The sequence below is a fragment of the Paratractidigestivibacter sp. genome, from assembly GCF_052362415.1.
Lineage (GTDB): Bacteria > Actinomycetota > Coriobacteriia > Coriobacteriales > Atopobiaceae > Paratractidigestivibacter.
In genome coordinates this window covers 1-18,050 of the sequence record NZ_DAWEMK010000007.1, presented here as the reverse complement: position 1 = coordinate 18,050, position 18,050 = coordinate 1, and the positions used below count along the sequence as shown (strand labels likewise).

Genomic DNA, 18,050 nt, shown 5'->3' with positions numbered 1-18,050 from the left:
CTGCATAACGGCAACGTCGGCATCCGTCGCGAGCACGTCGCGGGCGATGCGTCCCGCGAGCTCGCGGGCCTCCTCGCCCTCGACGCCGAAGCGCGACTTGACCCACCCGAGCAGGGTCTGGTTGTCGTGCGTGCCGGCGTAGACGATGGTGCCCGGCTTCGGCTCGTAGCCGCCGCGCACGTCGTTGTCGGCGAACTGCACGACGTCCATGCCCGGGATGCCCGTCTGCGCCACGAGCGCGCGGACGGCCGGGGTGATCGCGCCCAGATCCTCGGCGATGAACGGCAGCGGGCCGAACTGCGCATAGGCCGCCTCGAAGAGCGCGGCGCCCGGGCCGAAGTTGAACTCACCCTCGCTGGGCTTCTTGCCCTTGGGGATCGAGTAGTACGAAGAGAACCCGATGAAGTGGTCCAGGCGCACGTAGTCGTACACATCGAATGCACGGCTGAAGCGGTAGAGCCACCAGCCGTAGCCCTGCTCGGCCAGGACATCCCACCTATACGTCGGGTTGCCCCAGAGCTGGCCCTCGGGCGCGAAGGCGTCGCCGGGAGCGCCGGCGCGGGCGGCGGCGTAGCCGTCGTCATCGAGGTTGAAGATGTCGGGCTCGGCCCAGACATCAGCAGAGTCGCCGCTCACGTACATGGGCATGTCGCCCACGATGGCGATACCGCGGCTGTTCGCGTACTCGCGCAGCTCGGCCCACTCGCGCTCGAACTCGAACTGCAGCTTCGCGTGCTTGAGCACACCAGCCTTGAGCTTGGGGTCCTCGGCGAGCTCCGGCGAGAAGCTCCGGTACTTGGCCGGCCACTTCTGCCACTCGACGGGCCCGAGCAGGTCCTTGATCGCCATGAAGCACGCGTAGCTCGTGAGCCAGTACTCGTTCGCCTCGCAGAACTCGCGGAACTCGCGGGTCTTCTCGCAGCCCTTGAGCGCGGCGAGGGTCTTATCGATACCCTTCTCGAGCAGCGCGGTGTTGCCCGCGAAGGCGCCGAGACCGGCGTAGGGCGAGCCGAAGCTGTCGGGCGGGGTCACGGGGAGCACCTGCCAGTAGCGCACGCCGGCGTCGGCGAGCCAGTCCACGAACTTGCGCGCCGGGGCGCCCATCGTGCCGGGCTTGGCGCCGTTGGGCACGGAGGTCACGTGGCACAGCACGCCCATGCCGCGCTCGAGCGGCTTCTGGAGGCGGGCTTTCTTGTGGAAGTGCAGGATGGCGGTGCCGAGCGGCCACAGGAAGACCTCTGCCTGGCCGTGGTCGACCTTGGGCGCGTTGCCGCTCACCACGTCGCTCACGGCCTCGTCGACCATGGGCACACGCACGGTGCGCGAGTCGTGGAGCCCGGCGTTGACGAGCACGCAGACCTGGCTGCCGTCCTTGCCGCGGCGCCAGAAGCCGAACACGCCGTGCCCGCTGCTAAAGGGCTCGAACTCGCCGTCGGTGAGCACCGGCAGCGTCTTTCGGATGGCGATGGCGTTGCGGAAGATATTGAAGCAGTCGCGACGGCCGCCGCCCCACGGGAAGCTCGCGCGGTTGTACGGGTCGCGCAGGCCCTCGAGGCCCAGCTCGTCGCCGTAATACACGCACGGCACGCCGGGCAGCGTCATCTGCAGCAGCACGGTGAGCCACAGGCGGCTCATGGCCAGCGACGCCTGGCCCTCGTCGAGGCGGAACGCCTCGCGCTCGTCCTCGGTCATGGAGTCGGGGTCGGGCGCGCCTCCGAGCACCGTGTAGAGGCGCTCGCGGTCGTGGCTGCCCAGCAGGTTGAGCGAGCTGTAGAAAGCGTCGCGCGGGTAGTTCTCGCGCAGCTGCTCCAGACGGGCGGCCAGCTCGTCGGCGCCGATGCGGCCGCAGACGTAGTCAAGAAGCCCCGTGCGCAGCGGGTAGTTCATCACGCCGTCGAGCTCCTTGCCCTGGAAGTACTGGCGGAACTTGCCGTAGGCGAGCTTATTCGACGCGTCCTCCCACACCTCGCCGATGAGCACGGAGTCGTCCTTCTCGGCCACCGCGGCGGCCTTGATCTGGGCGATGAACTCGTCGGTGAGCTCGTCGGCCACGTCCATGCGCCAGCCGCGCGCGCCGGCGCGCAGCCATTTGCGGACGACGCCGTCCTTGCCGCACACGAGCTCGTGGAACGGCTCGCAGTCGTCGCGGTAGCTCGGCATGTCCTGGTTGCCCCACCAGCCGGCGTAGGTTCCGTCCTCGTTGAAGGTGAACCAGTCGGCGTAGGGCGACTCGGCGCCGTCCTCGTGGGCCTGCCAAGCGCCGGCGTCCGGGTAGTTCTCGTCTCGGTTGAAGTACACCGAGTCTCGGCCGCAGTGGTTCCACACGCCGTCAAGAATCACCGAGATGCCCATCTCGGCAGCCTCGTCGCACAGGCGCCCAAAGTCCCTCTCGGTACCCAGCATCGGATCGATGCGCAGGTAGTCGGCCGTGTCGTAGCGGTGGTTGCTCTGCGCCTCAAAAATCGGGTTGAGGTAGATGACGGTCACGCCCAGGCCCTTGAGGTAGCCGAGCTTCTCGCGGATGCCCTCGAGGGTTCCGCCGTAGAAGTCCCAGCGCGCGATCCCCAGGTCGGTTTCGGACTTGCGCTTGTACGTGGGGGCGGTGTCCCAATCCTCCACGAGCACGCGCTCGGGGCCGTTGCGGTGTGCCGCGAGCGCAGCCTCGGCCTGCTCGCGCCAACCCTCCCCGCGCGCGAAGCGATCGGGGAACACCTGGTAGACGATGCCCTTCTTGTACCAGTCGGGCTGCGTCGCGCGCGGCTCGAACACGGTGATCTGGAAAGAAGGCGGGTCCCCGTAGGCGAAGGCGCCCTCGCCGGTGGTCCAGCGGGGCTTGGCGCCGTAGCGCCACACCGCCCCGTCGGAGGCCTCGATGTCGAAGCTGTACCACACGACGCCCGTCTCGGCAGGCTTATAGTCCACCGAGAAGTGCAGGTGGTCGCCCGCAGACGTCCCCTTCATCTCGATAAGCTGCTCGCCGTGGGCATCGGTCCACACCCTCAGCGTGCAGAACGTGACGTCGTCGTCCCAGATATCGATGCCCAGCGTGACGACGCCGCCCAGTTGGGCGGCGCCGAATGGAGTTCTGTACTCCTTCTCTGAGGTTACGTGCCTAGCTCTCAAAGAATTACCTATCTCTTCTCTTGTTGTAACGAATGATCTCCGGGTGGAGCCAGTGGTAGATGTCCATGTAGTCGTTCGCGGCTCGACGCCAGCTGAAGTCGGTGGACATCGCGTTGTTCACGAGCTTATCCCAGGCTTGCTTGTCCGTCCAGAAGATCTCGCAGGCGCCCAGCAGGGTGTCGGCCATCTCGTCGGCGTTCATGTTCGCGAAGCTGAAGCCCGTGCCCTCGCCCGTGAACTTGTTGTACGGGGCGACGGAGTCGCGCAGGCCGCCGGTCTCGCGCACCACAGGAAGGGTGCCGTAGCGCATGGCGATCATCTGAGAAAGGCCGCACGGCTCGAACTCGGACGGCATGAGCAGCATGTCGCCGCCGGCGTACATGCGGTGCGAGAGCGCGTTGTCGAAGGCGATGCGCGCGCACATCTTGCCGGGGTACTTGGACTGGAAGTAGCGGAAGGCGTTCTCGTGGTCCGCGTCGCCGGTGCCCAGGATGGCGACCTGGACGCCGCGCTGCATGAGGTGGTCCATCGCGTAGCGGACGAGCCCGAGGCCCTTCTGGTCGGTCAGGCGGCCGATGCTCACGACGAGCGGGCGGGTCGGGTCTTGGTCGAGCCCGAGCTCCTCCTGGAGCGCGCGCTTGCACTCGGCCTTCTGCTCCATGTCGTTGATGGAGTAGTTCGCCGGGATCATCGGGTCGGACGCGGGGTTCCAGATGGTCTGGTCGATACCGTTGAGGATGCCGGAAAGGACGTTCGCGCGGCGGCGGAAGATCCCGTCCATGCCCTCGCCGTAGAACGGCATCTTGAGCTCATTGGCGTAGCTCGGGCTCACGGTGGTGATCCAGTCCGAGTAGCACAGGGCGCCCTTCATGTAGTTGATGGAGTCCTTGTCGCAGCGGAGCTGGTCGCGGGCGGCGGGGATGTGACCCAGGCCGAGGATCTCGGTGAGGATCTTGTCGCCGTACTGGCCCTGGAACTTGACGTTGTGGACGGTGAAGACGGTCTTCACGTTGTTGCACTGGGGCACGTCGCGGTAGAACTCGCGCAGGAAGACGGGGCACAGGGCGGTCTGCCAGTCGTTGCAGTGCAGCACATCGCACTCGAGCTCGGGGACCTTGGCGATGGCCTCGCAGATGGCCTTCGCGAAGTACGCGTAGCGCTCGCCGTCGTCGAAGTAGCCGTAGAGCTTGTCGCGGCCGAAGTAGTCCTTGTTGTCGATGAAGTAGAAGTCCAGCCCCTGCAGGGTGACCTTCTCGATGCCGCAGTAGATGTTGCGCCAGGCCAGGGGCACGTAGAAGTCGGCCACGTGCTTCATCTGGTCCTTGTACTGCTGCGGGATGGTGGCGTAGAGCGGGGTGATCACGGCGGCGCGGGCGCCCGCGTGCTTGAGGGCACGCGGCAGCGAACCCGCCACGTCCCCGAGGCCGCCCGTCTTCGAGAACGGTACGGCCTCGGAGCCCGCGAACAGCACCCTCATCTTTCTGCGCTTGGCGGAAGTTGACATGTTCTGTTCGCTTTCTGTTTGGTGCTAGTCGCGGCTCTTCTCTTTGACGAGGACGTCGTCGGGGGTGCCGCGCAGCTCCGTGCCGGCAGGCACGGTGTTGCCGCGGTCGACGATGGCGTTCTCCACGCGGGCGCCGCTCTTCACGATGCAGCTCTGCATCACGATGGAGTTGCGCACGGTCGCGCCGGCCTCGACGATGACGCCGCGGCCGAGGATGGAGTCGCTCACGGCGCCGTAGATGCGGCAACCGGAGGAAATGCGGGAGTTCTGGACGCGCGAGCCGATCTCGAATTTCGCGGGAGGCGTGTCGTGGGCCTTCGTCTTGATGAAGCGGTCGGCCGGGAAGACCTCGTCGGAAACCCTCGGGTCGAGGAAGTCCATGTTGGCGGCGAAGTAGTCCTTCTTGTTGAAGATGGGCGCGACGTAGCCGTCGTAGTTGAAGGTCTGGACGTTCACGCGGCCGAAATCGCCGGCCATCGCCTCAAAGAGGTCGAGGTAGTCGGTGGGCGCGTACCAGTCGAACATGTCGAGCAGCAGCGAGCGGCTCATGATGAAGGTGTCGAGGAACGCAGTGTCGCCGAAGTTCACGCCGTTGCGGATACCGGTCACGCGGTTGCCCTCGACGTTGAAGGCGACGACGTCCTCGTTGGCCTTGGGCGCCACGTTGGTGAGGACGGTGATGTCCGCACCGGAGTTGACGTGCGCCTGGTAGAGTGCCTCGAAGTCCATGTTGTACACGAAGTTCGCGGACGAGAAGATCACGTAGTCGGCCGTGGAGCGCATGAAGTAGACCTTGTTGTGCACGAGGTCGCGCAGCAGGAAGCGCGCGCCGGTGCGGGAGGTGCCGAAGGCGCTGCCGGGCAGGATGAACAGGCCGCCGTTCTTGCGGTCCAGGTCCCAATCCTTGCCGGACTCGACGTGGTCGACCAGCGAGCGGTAGTTGTACGGCATGATCATGCCCACGGTGCGGATGCCGGCGTTGACGAGGTTCGACAGCGGGAAGTCGACCAGGCGGTAACGACCGAAGAACGGCATCGAGGCGATGGGGCGGGTCTCAGCCAGGGGACCGGTGGCCTTGGCTGAGTAATTGCAGGTGATGAGGCCAATGACCTTTTGCATGATTAGTTGTCCCCCTTCCCGACAACGACGTCGTTGCCGATGACGGCAGTGTCCTTCGTCGTGTCGATGGAGCCGAGGTTGACGTTCTCCTCGACCACGGCGTTCTCGCCGAGGATCGCGCGCACCACGTGCGCGCCGTCCTTGACCACGGCGCCCGGGAGCAGCACGGAGTCGACGACGGTCGCGCGCTCGCCGATGTAGGCGTCGGTCGAGATGATCGAGTGCTGAGCCTTGCCGAAGATGCGGCAGCCGTTGGAGACGAGGCAGTCCTCGACCTCGCCGTTGCGGCCCACAAATGAAGGCGGGCGCGTGGAGGCGTTGGACATGATGGGGAACTCGTCGTCGTAGATGTCGAACGCCGGGTTCGGGCCGAGCAGGTCCATGCTCGTCTCGTGATAGCTGGAGATGGTGCCGACGTCGCGCCAGAAGCCGTTGAACTCGTAGGTGTACAGGCGCTTGCCGTCGCCGAGGAGCTTCGGGATGATGTTCTTGCCGAAGTCGTGCTCAGAGGTTTGGTCGACGGCGTCCTCGCGAAGGGCCTCGAGGAGAAGGTCGGTCGTGAAGATATAGATGCCCATGGAGGCGAGGTTGGAGTCGGGCTTCTTGGGCTTCTCGGTGAACTTGGTGATGCGGCCCTCGTCATCGGCGGTGATGATGCCGAAGCGGGACGCCTCCTCCCAAGGCACGGGCATGACGGCGATGGTCAGGTCCGCGTTGTTCTTCTTGTGCGTGGCGAGCATGTCGGCGTAGTCCATGCGGTAGAGCTGGTCGCCCGAGAGGATGAGCACATACTCGGGGTCGTTCTGCTCGATGTAGCCGATGTTCTGCGTCACGGCGTCAGCGGTGCCCTCGTACCAGGCGCCGCCGGTCTGCGTCGCGTACGGCGGCAGGATGGAGACCCCGCCGTCGCGCTCGTCGAGGTTCCACGCCTCGCCGGTTCCGATATAGCTGTGCAGCAGGTACGGGCGATACTGCGTCAGGACGCCCACCGTGTTCACATTAGAGTTGGCGCAGTTGGAGAGCGCGAAGTCGATGATGCGGAACTTGCCACCAAACGACACCGCGGGCTTTGCTACGTTACTCGTCAGCGCACCGAGCCTGCTTCCTTGCCCACCAGCAAGGAGCATTGCAATGCACTCCTTTTTGCTCATTCCCCCACTCCTTTCGGCCAAACAGACGATCGGGGGACGGAGGCCCCGTCCCCCGACCAGCTAACTAAGCATCAATGTGCCAGATATCAGCCTCGTATTCGGCGATAGTTCTGTCACTGGAGAAGAAACCCGCCTTAGCGGTATTGTGCAGGGCGGCCTTGTTCCAGGCGCGGCGATCGGCGTAGCCCTTCGTGAGCTCCTCCCAGGCCTGGACATAGGCATGGAAGTCGCCCATGACCAGGTAGGGGTCGTTCTCGACCATAAGGTGGTCGTGGACGCTCTCGAAGTTGCCGGAAAGGCCCGCGAGGGTGCCGTCGACGAGCTGGTCGACGATACGGCCGAGACGGTCGCGGTCGGCGTTGTAGCGGTCCCAGGCGTAGTAGGTGCCGGACGCCTGGAGCGCCTCGACCTCCTCGGTCTTCATGCCGAAGATCTTGATGTTCTCGGGTCCGACGAGCTCGGAGATCTCGACGTTGGAGCCATCGAGGGTGCCCAGGGTCAGGGCGCCGTTCATCATGAGCTTCATGTTCGAGGTGCCGGAGGCCTCGGTGCCCGCGAGGCTGATCTGCTCGGAGATGTCGGCGGCAGAGTAGATGTACTGCGCGTTCGAGACGGCGAAGTTCGGGACGAAGGCGACCTGGATCTTCTGGTTCACGCGCGGGTCGTTGTTGACGACGTCGGCAAGGGAGTTGATCAGTCGGATGACCTCCTTGGCGAAGGCGTAGCTCTGCGCCGCCTTGCCCGAGAAGATGAAGGCCGTGGGCTGCGGGTCGAAGTTCGGGTCGTCGAGGATGCGGTTGCGCAGATCGAGGATCTTGAAGACCGAGAGCAGCTGGCGCTTATACGCGTGGAAACGCTTGACCTGCACGTCGAAGACCATGTTGGTGTCCAGGACGGTGCCGGAGGTCTCCTTGATGTAGGCGGCAAGGCGCTCCTTGTTCTCCTTGCGGGCGACGTCCATGGAGTCCAGGAAGTCGACGTCGGACTCGAAGGGGACGAGCTTCTCGAGCTCGTTGGCGTCCGAGAGCCAGCCGTCGCCGATGGCGTCGGTGATGAGCTTGGAGTAGGCGGGGTTCGCCTCGCGCAGGAAGCGGCGGTGGGTCACGCCGTTGGTCTTGTTGTTGAACAGCTCGGGCTCCAGGCGCGCGAAGTCCTTGAAGGTCTCGCGCTTGAGGATGTCGGAGTGAAGGGCGGAAACGCCGTTGACCGAGTGGCTGAAGATGATGGAGAGGTTCGCCATGCGCACCTTGCCGTCCCAGAGGATGGCGGTGTTGCGCAGGACGTCGGTCCAGGAGGAGCCGTCCTCGCTGAGCTTCTCGGAAAGGCCATCGCGCCAGCGGCGGTCGATCTCCTCGATGAACATGTAGAGGCGCGGCAGGAGGCTGCGGAAGGTGTTGATGGGCCACTTCTCGAGCGCCTCGGGCATGACGGTGTGGTTGGTGAAGCTCACGGTCTCGTGGACGATCTCGAAGGCCTCGTCGAAGTCCACGCCCTTCTCGTCGACCAGAATGCGCAGCAGCTCAGGGCCGCACATGGCGGGGTGGGTGTCGTTGGTGTGGACGCTGACGCGCTTGCCGAGGTTCGCCCAGTCGGGGCCGAAGTCCTTCTCGTAGGAGCGCAGGATGGTCTGCAGGCCCGCGGAGACGAAGAGGTACTCCTGCTTCAGGCGCAGCAGGCGGCCGTGCTCGCCGGCGTCGTTGGGGTAAAGGATGGTCGAGATGGCCTCGACGTCGGAGCGGAACTTGTTGGCCTTGGCGTAGTCGCCGTCGTTGAAGGCGTCGAGGTCGAAGTTCTCCTCGGCGGGCTCGGCGCTCCAGAGGCGAAGCTTGTTCACGACCTTGCCCTCGAAGCCGATGACGGGCACGTCGTACGGGACGGCGCGGACGAGGTCGCCGCCCTCCTCGGTGAACCAGAAGTTGCCCTTCTCGTCCTCGTGGCGGACGACGTGGCCGTTGAAGCGGACGGTAACGGCAGAGGCGTCCTTGCGGGTCTCCCAGGGGAAGCCGTTGGCGAGCCAGTTGTCGGTGCGCTCGACCTGGCGGCCGCCCTCGATGTCCTGGTGGAACAGGCCGTAGCGGTAGCGCATGCCGTTGCCGTAGCCGGCCATGCCGTTGTGCGCCATCGAGGCGAGGAAGCACGCGGCCAGGCGGCCAAGGCCGCCGTTGCCGAGGCCGGGGTCGACCTCCTGGCGGCAAACAGCGTCGAGGTCGGAGCCCATATCCTTCATGGCATCGGCCACGAGGTCGCGGATACCGTAGTTGATGAGGTAGTTGTCGAGGAGCGGGCCGATGAGGAACTCGAGGCTGAAGTAGTAGACCTTCTTCTCGTCCTTCGAGTGGCTCACGGGCAGCTGCGCGTTGCCCTTGGACGCGATGAGACGGGCGAGGACCTGGAACTGCTCGAGCTCGCTGCACTGGTCGAACGTCTTGCCGAGCTCAGACTGGCAAGCCGCGCGGTACTGGGCCTCGAAGTCCTTCTTGTCCTTAAAGATCTCCTGGTAATTCGCCATTCTTTTCCCCTTCTAGGCGATCAGAACATAACAGCAGAGCAACGTGCCCCGGCCGTGGGAACGGCTGGGCAGGGTAGGGGCCGCTTGTGCGGCGGCCCCTGTGATTTTACATCGGTTTATTTGGCAGCGGCGGAAGCCTTAACGGCCTTCTTGCCCGCGGGCGCCTTGGCCTTTGCTGCAGCGGCGGGCTTGACAGCGGCTTTGACCGGGGATTTCTTTGCTGCGGGCCTGGCGGTCGCCTTCGCGGCGGGCGCCTTCTTCGCGGCGGGCTTCTTTGCCGAGGCCTTCGCGGCCGGCTTTGCGGCGGCCTTCACGGCCTTTTTCGGCTTGGCTTGCCTGGCGACCTTCTTGAGCACAACGCCCGCCAGTGGTGGGATGCGCAGGACGATGGACTGCTCGCGACCGTTCCAGGCCACGTCCTCGCAGGGGATGCGCCCCTCGTTGAGCACGCCGGAGCCGCCGAACTCCACGGCGTCGGAGTTGAACTTCTCGGCGTAGTAGCCCCACTCGGGCACGCCGAGGCGGAAGTCCTCGCGGGCGTTGATGTCGAAGTTGATGAGGATCACGAGCTCATCGTCGGGATCGTCGCCGCGGCGGACGAAGCTGACAATGGACTGGTCGGCGTTGTCCGCGTCGATCCACTCGAAGCCGTCGGACTGGTAGCCGCGCTGCCACAGGGCCGCGTTCTTGTTATAGAACTTATTCAGCGCCTCGATGTAGACCTGCTGGTTGCGATGAGCCTCAAAGTCCTTGGTGAGGAAGTACTGGATGCCCTCGTAGTAGCGCCACTCGATGTACTGGCCGATCTCGTTGCCCATGAAGTTGAGCTTACCGCCGGCATGGGTCATCTGGTAGAAGGCGAGCGCGCGCAGGCCGGCGAACTGGCGCCACTGGTCGCCCGGCATGCGGGTGATGAGCGAGCACTTGCCGTTGACGACCTCATCATGCGAGAGCGGGAGCACGAAGTTCTCGTTGAACTGGTACATCGTGGAGAACGTGATCATGCGGTGGTTGCCCGGGCGCCACGGGAAGTCGGTCTGCATGTAGTGCAGGGTGTCGTTCATCCAGCCCATATCCCACTTGAAGTGGAAGCCAAGGCCGCCGTCCTCGGGCGGGTAGGTCACGAGCGGCCAGGCGGTGGACTCCTCGGCGATCATCATGACGTCGGGGTGCAGCTCGCCCATGGTCGTGTTCGTCTGGCGGATGAAGGCGGAGGCGTCGAGGTTCTCCTCGGTGCCGAGCTTGTTGAAGCGCCTCTGGCTCGGGTCGTCGATGCCGAAGTTCATGTAGAGCATCGAGCTCACGCCGTCCATGCGGATACCGTCGATGTGGTAGGTCTCGACCCAGTAAAGGGCGTTCGAGACGAGGAAGCTGCGGACCTGCGGGCGGGAGTAGTCGAACTTGTGGGTGCCCCAGTTGGGGTGGATCTCGTGCTCATAGAGCATCTCGCCATTGAAGGTTGCCAGCCCATGGGCGTCGGCGCAGAACCCGCCGGGGACCCAGTCCATGATCACGCCGATGCCGGCCTTGTGGCACGCGTCGACGAAGTGCATGAGCTGCCGGGGGTTGCCGTAGCGGGAGGTCGGCGCGAAGTAGCCGGTGGGCTGGTAGCCCCACGACCCGTCGAAGGGGTGCTCCGAGAGGGGCAGGACCTCGATGTGGGAGTAGCCCATCTTCTTCACGTAGGCGACGAGCTCCTTCGAGAGGTCGTCATAGGTGTAGAAGGTGCCGCGCTGCGCGGGGAAGGGGTCGCCGGGGCCCGGCCAGGTGCCGTCCTCGCGGGGCTCGCCCTGCGGCTCGTCGCCGTGGCGCTTCCAGCTGCCAAGATGGACCTCAAAGATGTTGAGCGGGCTCTTGAGCATCGGGCGCTGGGCGCGCTCGGCCAGCCAGGCGTCGTCCTTCCAGTCGTAGCCGGAGAGGTCGGCCGTGCGGGAGGCGGTTCCCGGGGGCAGCTCAGAGAAGAACGCATACGGGTCTGCCTTGTAGATCTTCTCGCCGTCGTGCGAGACGAGGAGGTACTTGTAGAGCTGGCCCTCGACGACGCCGGGGATGAAGCCTTGCCACACGTCGCCGTGCTCGGACCTGGACAGAGGGTTCGCGCCCTCGTCCCAGCCGTTGAAGTCGCCGATCACGTGGACCGACTGCACGTGCGGGGCCCACACGGCGAAGTGGTAGCCCGTAGCGCCGTCGTTCGCCTTTGCGGGGTGGGCGCCGAGCTTCTCGTAGCTGCGGTACCACTTGCCGTTTCCGAGCAGATACACATCATCATTGCTGAGGTAGAGGCTGCTGTCGAGGGTGTCCATCGAACGCTCCTGTCGCTTATCCCTTGCCGCGGCGGATCGAATGCGCCGCGGCTCCCATCGCGTTTTGACACACAGTCAGTTTTACCAGTTCCCTCCACGGTTCGTCCACACGAATCCGCGAGTGAGCGAGCGGGCCGGTGGGCGTAGGCGCCGGCGCGCTCACGAACAGACTCGGCTCGCGCAAAAAAGAAGGGCGGCCGCGGTGGGCGGCCGTCCTTTTTTCCGAGTCGGTGATGCTAGGGCGCCGATTAGGCGTTGGCGAGGGCCTGGTCGAGGTCGGCGATGATGTCGTCGACGTTCTCGATGCCGATGGAGAGGCGGATGAGGTCCTCAGAGAGGTGAGCGGCCTTGAGCTGCTCGGGGGTGAGCTGGGAGTGCGTGGTCGAGGCGGGGTGGATGATGAGGGACTTGGCGTCGCCCACGTTGGCCAGGTGCGTGAAGAGCTTGACGTTGTCGACGACCTTCAGGCCGGCGTCGCGGCCGCCCTTGACGCCGAAGACCACCACGCCGCCGAAGCCGTTGTGCAGGATGCGCGAGGCGACCTCGTGGGACGGGTCGTTCTCCAGGCCGGAGTAGCGGACCCAGCTGACCTTCGGGTGGCTCTCGAGGAACTTGGCGACGGCCAGGGCGTTGTCGCAGTGGCGCTGGACGCGCAGGGACAGCGTCTCGATGCCGAGGCCGATGAGCTGCGCCGCGTACGGAGAGAGCGTGGGGCCGAAGTCACGGAGCTTGTTGGCCAGGACACGGGTCGAGAAGGGCGCGGCGGGCGCGGCATCGGCAAAGACGGCGCCATGGTAGGAGGGGTCGGGCTCGGTGAGGGTCGGGAACTTGCCGGGGGTCTTCTTCCAGTCGAACTTGCCGGTGTCGATCACGGCGCCGCCGAGCGTCGCGCCGTGGCCGGCGATCCACTTGGTCAGCGACTCGATGACGACCGCGGCGCCGTCGTCGGCCGGGCGGTAGAGGTAGGGCGTGGCGAAGGTGTTGTCGACGTAGACCGGCACCGGCTCCTTGAGGGAGTTGGCGGCCTCGACGATGGCGGGGACGTCGGCCACGTCGACGAGCGGGTTGCCGATGGTCTCGACGTACCAGAGCTTGGTGTTCTCCTTGGTGGCGGCGACGAAGGCGTCGATGTCGTTGTTCTCGACGAAGGTGGTCTCGACGCCGAGGTCGCCTAGGGTGTGCAGGAAGATGTTCCAGGTGCCGCCGTAGAGCGAGTCGGAGGCGACGATGTGGTCGCCGGCGCCGACGAGGTTCGTGAGGGCGAGGATCTCGGCCGCGTGGCCAGAGGCGACGGCGACGGCGCCGGTCGCGCCTTCGAGCGCGGCGACGCGGGCCGCGATGGAGTCGGTGGTGGTGTTGGTCAGACGGCCGTAGACGTTGCCGGGCTTCTCGAGCGCGAACTTGGCGGCGCCGTCCTCGGCGGAGTCGAACTGGAACGCGGCCGAGGCGTAGATGGGCAGCGCGGCGGAGCCAGTAACGGGGTCGGGGGCGAGGCCTGCGTGGATCTGGAGGGTGTCGAAGTGCTTGGCGGGGTCCTGGGCGAAGGTGGGATCGAGCTGGAACGGCATTTGGGGCTTCCTTTCGTTGGCGTCGCGCGGGGCGGCGGCGAGGGTGTTTTTCGTCGGGGTTGCTTTACGGCTATGAATACTAGGCCGCGGGCTGGCGGGGGCGTAGCCCCCTGATTTCGTGGATTGGTTATCGGTCGAGGCGATACCCCGGTTTGCTCGGGCAGCGATATAGCAGCTGCACTGCCTACAATTCGGAAGAAGCCCAGCTATGGGAGCCACAACCCGCCTGAGGCGCGGCAGAAGCCCTCGGCGGCGAGCTCGGACATGAGCTCCGCGGCCAGCGCATCGTCGAGCTCGATGCCCTCGGCGCGCACGGCAGCGACCAGCTCGCCCATGCCGGCGCCTTCGCGGCGGGCCAGCAAGGCGCGCACGAGCGCGGCTCGCTTCTGGCGCCTCGAGCCCTCGAAGCGGGATTGCTTGGCGTGCGCCCGCGAGCGGCGCGAGGGGTTCGCGACCGTCCGCTTGAGGTACGCGCCGTAGTCGAGCATCGCGTAGTACCAGCTGCGCGGGTCGTCGGCCGGGTCGTCGGCGAAGCCGCCGTCGGGCGGGCAGGTCGCCTCGGCCAGTTCCGCGAGCTCGCGATCGGGCACGTCCTCGCGCCCGGGAAGAAGCTCGTGGAGCAGCACCGTGCGCACATTCGTCTCGAGATACACGCCGTGGAGGTCGAAGGCGAAGGCGCGGATGCCGGCCGCCGTCGCGGGGCCGATGCCCGGAAGCGCGCGCAGCTCGCGCTCGCCGCGCGGGAACTCCCCTCCTGCCTCGAGGACCACCTGCGCCGCGCGATGCACCGCGAGCGCCCGGCGGTTATAGCCGAGGCCCTGCCACTCGTCGAGCACGTCGGCCGCGTCGGCGGCGGCCAGGTCGGCAACGCGGGGGAACCGTGCAAGCCAACGCTGCCAGCGGCCGTCCACGCGGCTCACCTGCGTCTGCTGCAGCATGACCTCGCTGATCCAGATCTCGTAGGGGTCTCGCGTGCGGCGCCACGGCAGGTCGCGGTAGAGCTCGCTCCCCTGCTCGCGGACCTTCTCGCGGAAGTCGGAAAGAGGCGTCAGGGCATCGTCTGTCGCCACCCCGGCGTCTGATGAGGCCCCGTCGCCGAGCGCAACCACATTACCCTCGGCGAGCAGGGCAGGCGCGCTGTCCCGCCGGCTTATTTGTCCCAATCCAGGATCTCCCAGCCGTTCTTCTTTGCGATGGACTTGAGCGTCTGGCCGGGACACACGGCGAACGCCTCGCCCGCGCGGGAAAGAAGGTCCTCGTCGCTGTGGTGGTCGCCGTACGCATAGGCGAGCCGCCACGCGCCCGCGCCGAAGCGATCGTCGCACCAGCGCTCCACGGAGCGGTACTTCTCGGCACCGGCGACGACCGTTCCCTCGACCCGGCCGGTGTAGCGGCCGTTCGCGTCGCGCTCCATCTGCGTGGCCAGCACTGCGTCGACCCCGAGCACCTCGGCGGCCGCCCCCGCAATCACGTCGAACGTCGCCGAGACGAGCAGCGTGACGCAGCCCTCCTCGCGGCGCCGGGTCACCTCGGCGATTGCGGCGGATCGGTACTTCTTGCCCAGGACCTCGTCATGGAAGGCCCGCATGACCTCGGCGATGCGCTCGGGGGTCATCTCGCCCAAGGCGCCGAACACGAGCTCGCGTGCCTCGTCCTGGCGGTACGGGAGGTGCAGCTTGTAGCGCGCCCCCCACCAGCCGAGGCGCAGCGCGCGCGGCAGCGACATCATGCCGTGGGTGAGGAGGTAGGTGGTAAAGAGGGAGCCGGACTGACCGTCGATGCACGTGCCGTCGTAGTCGAAGACCGCGATCTGCTTGATATCTGCGGTAGTGCTTGCCTGCATGTGCTGGCCCCGTCCTCCTGCATACATAATGGCGCTATGATACCGCGCCCGGGTTCGCTCAACGTAAGTCATGGGCGATGAGGCAGACCGTCGAGCTCCACGAAAAAGGGCCCTCAGAAGAGGGCCCTCATCTGTGCAATGGCGGGATGTAAGGGACTCGAACCCTCGACCTCCGACGTGACAGGCCGGCGCTCTAACCAGCTGAGCTAACACCCCGTGCGCCTTGCGCGAGGAATAGTATTGCATGGCTCGCGCCCGTTTGTCTAGTAGGAATTTTAAAAAAGTTTTGGCGAGCGAGAAAACAGGGCCGCGACGTGCGTAAACGCCCTCCTAAGCCATACGAGCGACGAAGAAAGACATGGGCGGACGCCCCTGAAGAGGCATCCGCCCATGCCAGGCGATTCTTGGCCGGGGCCAACCTTAGAGCGACACGTTCGTCGTGGCGCCCGTGGAATCGGTGACGACGATGGTCGTGCCGTTGAGCTCGGCCGAGGTGATGGAGCCGGAGCCGTGGACCAGGTTGCCGTCGGCGTCCGCGACCTGAACGGGCACCGAGCCGTCGGCGGGCCTGTAGGCGATGACGTCCCAGCCATCCTCCAGGCTCTCGGGGATCACGAGCACGCCGTTGCACTGGATCAGGCCGGAGGGCTTGCCGGAGAGGCGGATGCCCTGCGTGCCGCCATCGATGAAGTTCTCCTCGCCGTTGGCGAGCACGACCCACGCGCCGTCCTCGGCCTGACCGAGCGTGTATGCCACGCCGTGGATGGTCACCGACCCCTCCTCGCCCGGCTGCGACTGGGCGGGCTCATCGGTCTGGGCGAGGTCCTGGCTCTGCTGGGGCTTCTCGGGCTCCGGCGTGAGCGCCGCCGTCGCGCAGCGGACGATGAAGAAGAGGAGCACGAGCGCGAGGATCGCGCAGCCCACGATGATGAAGATGTTCTTGTTCGTGCGCTCCGGACCGGAGTCCTCGGCGACGGTCCCCTCCTCGGAGCCCAGGCGTTTGCTCGCGCGGGCGGCGGAAGCGGAGAGCTTGTCGGACGAGTGGCGCTTGCGGAAGCGCTTCTCGGCGTTGACACGGGCCAGGTCGGCCGCGTGCGCCGCGTTCTTGCGCGTGGTGACCTCAGCGCCCTGGCCGGCATGGAGCGTGGTGATCTTCGAGGGGTTGACGTCGCTGGGTCGCGACTTCTCGTCACTGTACGGCATGGTTATCGGGTCCTCCCGTCGCGCCCGGCGGGCGCGCTGTGTTTGAGCTGCGTTTGCAGAGAGTATACCCCGGGCAATAAGCCGAGAAGGGCGCGGACTTGGCGCGGCGGGGCGCGGAGCCCTTGCCCGTCCCCGAGCTCGTGAGATTCCGGCTAGAGCTCGCGGCGGGCCTCGATGGCGCGCCCGAGGGTGACCTCGTCGGCGTACTCGAGGTCGCCGCCCACGGGCAGGCCGCTCGCAAGGCGCGTAACGCGGATGCCGAGCGGGTGGATCTGGCGGGCCAGGTAGGTCGCGGTCGTCTCGCCCTCGACGTCGGGGTTCGTGGCCAAGATGACCTCGCCGACCTCGTCGGACGCCAGGCGGGCCAGGAGCTCACGGACGTGCAGCTGGTCGGGGCCGATCTTGTCCATCGGGCTGATGACGCCGCCGAGCACGTGGTACAGGCCGCGATACGTGCCCGTGCGCTCGATGGCCTGCACGTCGCGCGGCTCGCCGACGACGCAGATGGTCGAGCGGTCGCGGCTCGGGTCCTCGCAGACGTCGCATTTCTCGCGCGTGGCGTAGCTGAAGCACACCGGGCAGAAGTGGACCTGCTGCTTGACCTCGAGGATCGCGTTGGCGAGGCGCCGCGCCTCCTCGGCATCCGCCTCGAGCAGGTAATACGCGATGCGCTGGGCCGACTTCGGGCCGATGCCCGGGAGCCTGCCCAGCTCATCGAGGAGGCGTTGCAGCGCATGGCCGTCGTTTGCCTGGTAGTCCATGGTGTTCGGACGCCTCGTTCCCGAAGGCGCCTAAAAGAGGCCCGGGATGTTGAGGCCGCCGGTCACGGCGCTCATCTGCTTGCTGGCCATCTGCTCTGCCTGCTCGAGGGCGTCGTTGACGGCGGCGAGGACCATGTCCTGCAGCATGTCGACATCCTCGGGGTCCACGGCCTCGGGGTCGATGGTCACGCTGGTCACGCGCATGTCGCCCGTGGCGGTGACCTTGACCATGCCGCCGCCCGTGCTGGCCGAGACCTCGGTCTCGGAGGCGCGCTGCTGGGCGGCGAGGAGCTGCTCCTGCATCTTGCGCGCCTGCGCCATCATCTGGTTGCGGTTCATGCCGCCCATGTTGAATCCCTTGGACATGTTCGTTCCTCCTGGTTCGGCCCTTCCCCACAAAGAAGGGCGCTGGTCTTCTTGCTTGATCGTGCGCCGGCCGGCGATTACTCGTCGTCGGCGTCGTCGGCGGGCTCGTCGGCGAACTCGGAGCCGTCGGACGGGTCGGCCTCGACGCCCTCGTCATCATACGAGACGTCGGCGTCGTCCTCGTCGGCGACGGGCTTCTCTACAGAAACATTGGTCGGCGCGCCGAACACGTCGGTGAGCCCGGCGAGGATGTCGCTGAACTCGGGCGCGAGGTCGGCGGGGTCGACCGGGGCCGAGACGGCGGGCTGCTGGGCGGCCGAGGGCGCAGGCGCGCTCGCCGGGGCGCTGGGCGCGGTCGACGGTGCCGCAGCCACAGCGGGCTGCGCCATCGGTGCGGGCGCGGGGACGGGAGCCGTGACCGGGGCGGGAGTGGGAGGTGCCGCCGACGCCGCGGCGGCAGGGTCGTCCCAGGGCATCGGGTAGTCGGCACCCATCGCCTCGGACGGCGCGTCCGCATAGGCGGAGTCGGGGACGTACTCGGGCTCGGGCGGCCGCGGCGCGACCGGTTGCGGGGCGGGAGCGGGAGCCGTGGCCGGGGCC

12 protein-coding genes, 1 tRNA gene and 1 pseudogene are annotated in these 18,050 nt (G+C 66.5%); all 14 read right to left on the bottom strand.

From position 1 onward, the window contains the following. Positions 1-3,123 (bottom strand): 4-alpha-glucanotransferase (locus ACT84W_RS01580; protein WP_444327971.1); only part of this gene is annotated, 3,123 nt, incomplete at its 3' end. 4 nt (positions 3,124-3,127) lie between these two features. Beyond that, positions 3,128-4,627: a glycogen synthase GlgA gene (glgA, locus tag ACT84W_RS01575; RefSeq protein ID WP_417575765.1), complete on the bottom strand. Its 1,500-nt coding sequence runs from the start codon at positions 4,625-4,627 to the stop codon at positions 3,128-3,130. Positions 4,628-4,651: 24 nt separating this feature from the next. Then, positions 4,652-5,746 carry a glucose-1-phosphate adenylyltransferase subunit GlgD gene (glgD, locus tag ACT84W_RS01570; protein ID WP_417575766.1) on the bottom strand — a complete coding sequence of 365 codons (1,095 nt, stop codon included), beginning with the start codon at positions 5,744-5,746 and terminating at the stop codon, positions 4,652-4,654. A 2-nt stretch (positions 5,747-5,748) separates the two neighbouring features. Further along, positions 5,749-6,897, bottom strand: coding sequence for a glucose-1-phosphate adenylyltransferase (locus tag ACT84W_RS01565; protein ID WP_417575767.1), 1,149 nt, complete (start codon positions 6,895-6,897; stop codon positions 5,749-5,751). Between the two features lie 64 nt (positions 6,898-6,961). After that, on the bottom strand, positions 6,962-9,406 hold the full coding sequence (locus ACT84W_RS01560) for a glycogen/starch/alpha-glucan phosphorylase (protein WP_444327970.1): 2,445 nt from the start codon (positions 9,404-9,406) through the stop codon (positions 6,962-6,964). 116 nt (positions 9,407-9,522) lie between these two features. Further along, complete coding sequence (glgB, locus tag ACT84W_RS01555; protein WP_444327969.1) at positions 9,523-11,709, bottom strand: 1,4-alpha-glucan branching protein GlgB; 2,187 nt, start codon at positions 11,707-11,709, stop codon at positions 9,523-9,525. Positions 11,710-11,957: 248 nt separating this feature from the next. Continuing rightward, on the bottom strand, positions 11,958-13,277 hold the full coding sequence (locus ACT84W_RS01550; protein WP_417575770.1) for an O-acetylhomoserine aminocarboxypropyltransferase/cysteine synthase family protein: 1,320 nt from the start codon (positions 13,275-13,277) through the stop codon (positions 11,958-11,960). Positions 13,278-13,483: 206 nt separating this feature from the next. Then, positions 13,484-14,347: an adenine glycosylase gene (locus ACT84W_RS01545; RefSeq protein ID WP_444327968.1), complete on the bottom strand. Its 864-nt coding sequence runs from the start codon at positions 14,345-14,347 to the stop codon at positions 13,484-13,486. Between the two features lie 80 nt (positions 14,348-14,427). Next, positions 14,428-15,120, bottom strand: a complete 693-nt coding sequence (locus ACT84W_RS01540) for an HAD family hydrolase (RefSeq protein ID WP_417575772.1) — start codon at positions 15,118-15,120, stop codon at positions 14,428-14,430. A gap of 139 nt (positions 15,121-15,259) precedes the next feature. Then, positions 15,260-15,336 (bottom strand) — tRNA-Asp (locus tag ACT84W_RS01535). 204 nt (positions 15,337-15,540) lie between these two features. Then, positions 15,541-16,323, bottom strand: coding sequence for a hypothetical protein (locus ACT84W_RS01530; protein ID WP_417575773.1), 783 nt, complete (start codon positions 16,321-16,323; stop codon positions 15,541-15,543). Between the two features lie 152 nt (positions 16,324-16,475). Further along, positions 16,476-17,084 carry a recombination mediator RecR gene (recR, locus tag ACT84W_RS01525; RefSeq protein WP_417575774.1) on the bottom strand — a complete coding sequence of 203 codons (609 nt, stop codon included), beginning with the start codon at positions 17,082-17,084 and terminating at the stop codon, positions 16,476-16,478. A gap of 30 nt (positions 17,085-17,114) precedes the next feature. Beyond that, a complete protein-coding gene (locus ACT84W_RS01520) occupies positions 17,115-17,432 on the bottom strand; it encodes a YbaB/EbfC family nucleoid-associated protein (RefSeq protein ID WP_417575777.1) in 318 nt (105 codons plus the stop codon). A 95-nt stretch (positions 17,433-17,527) separates the two neighbouring features. Beyond that, positions 17,528-18,050 (bottom strand): annotated as a pseudogene (locus ACT84W_RS01515) (hypothetical protein); the annotation flags it as partial.

Coding starts and splice junctions, on each gene's coding strand:
- ACT84W_RS01520 (WP_417575777.1), bottom strand. CDS start 17,432: ATGGGCGGCATGAACCGCAACCAGATGATGGCGCAGGCGCGCAAGATG.
- ACT84W_RS01530 (WP_417575773.1), bottom strand. CDS start 16,323: ATGCCGTACAGTGACGAGAAGTCGCGACCCAGCGACGTCAACCCCTCG.
- ACT84W_RS01565 (WP_417575767.1), bottom strand. CDS start 6,897: ATGAGCAAAAAGGAGTGCATTGCAATGCTCCTTGCTGGTGGGCAAGGA.
- glgD (WP_417575766.1), bottom strand. CDS start 5,746: ATGCAAAAGGTCATTGGCCTCATCACCTGCAATTACTCAGCCAAGGCC.
- ACT84W_RS01540 (WP_417575772.1), bottom strand. CDS start 15,120: ATGCAGGCAAGCACTACCGCAGATATCAAGCAGATCGCGGTCTTCGAC.
- ACT84W_RS01550 (WP_417575770.1), bottom strand. CDS start 13,277: ATGCCGTTCCAGCTCGATCCCACCTTCGCCCAGGACCCCGCCAAGCAC.
- ACT84W_RS01560 (WP_444327970.1), bottom strand. CDS start 9,406: ATGGCGAATTACCAGGAGATCTTTAAGGACAAGAAGGACTTCGAGGCC.
- glgA (WP_417575765.1), bottom strand. CDS start 4,627: ATGTCAACTTCCGCCAAGCGCAGAAAGATGAGGGTGCTGTTCGCGGGC.
- glgB (WP_444327969.1), bottom strand. CDS start 11,709: ATGGACACCCTCGACAGCAGCCTCTACCTCAGCAATGATGATGTGTAT.
- recR (WP_417575774.1), bottom strand. CDS start 17,084: ATGGACTACCAGGCAAACGACGGCCATGCGCTGCAACGCCTCCTCGAT.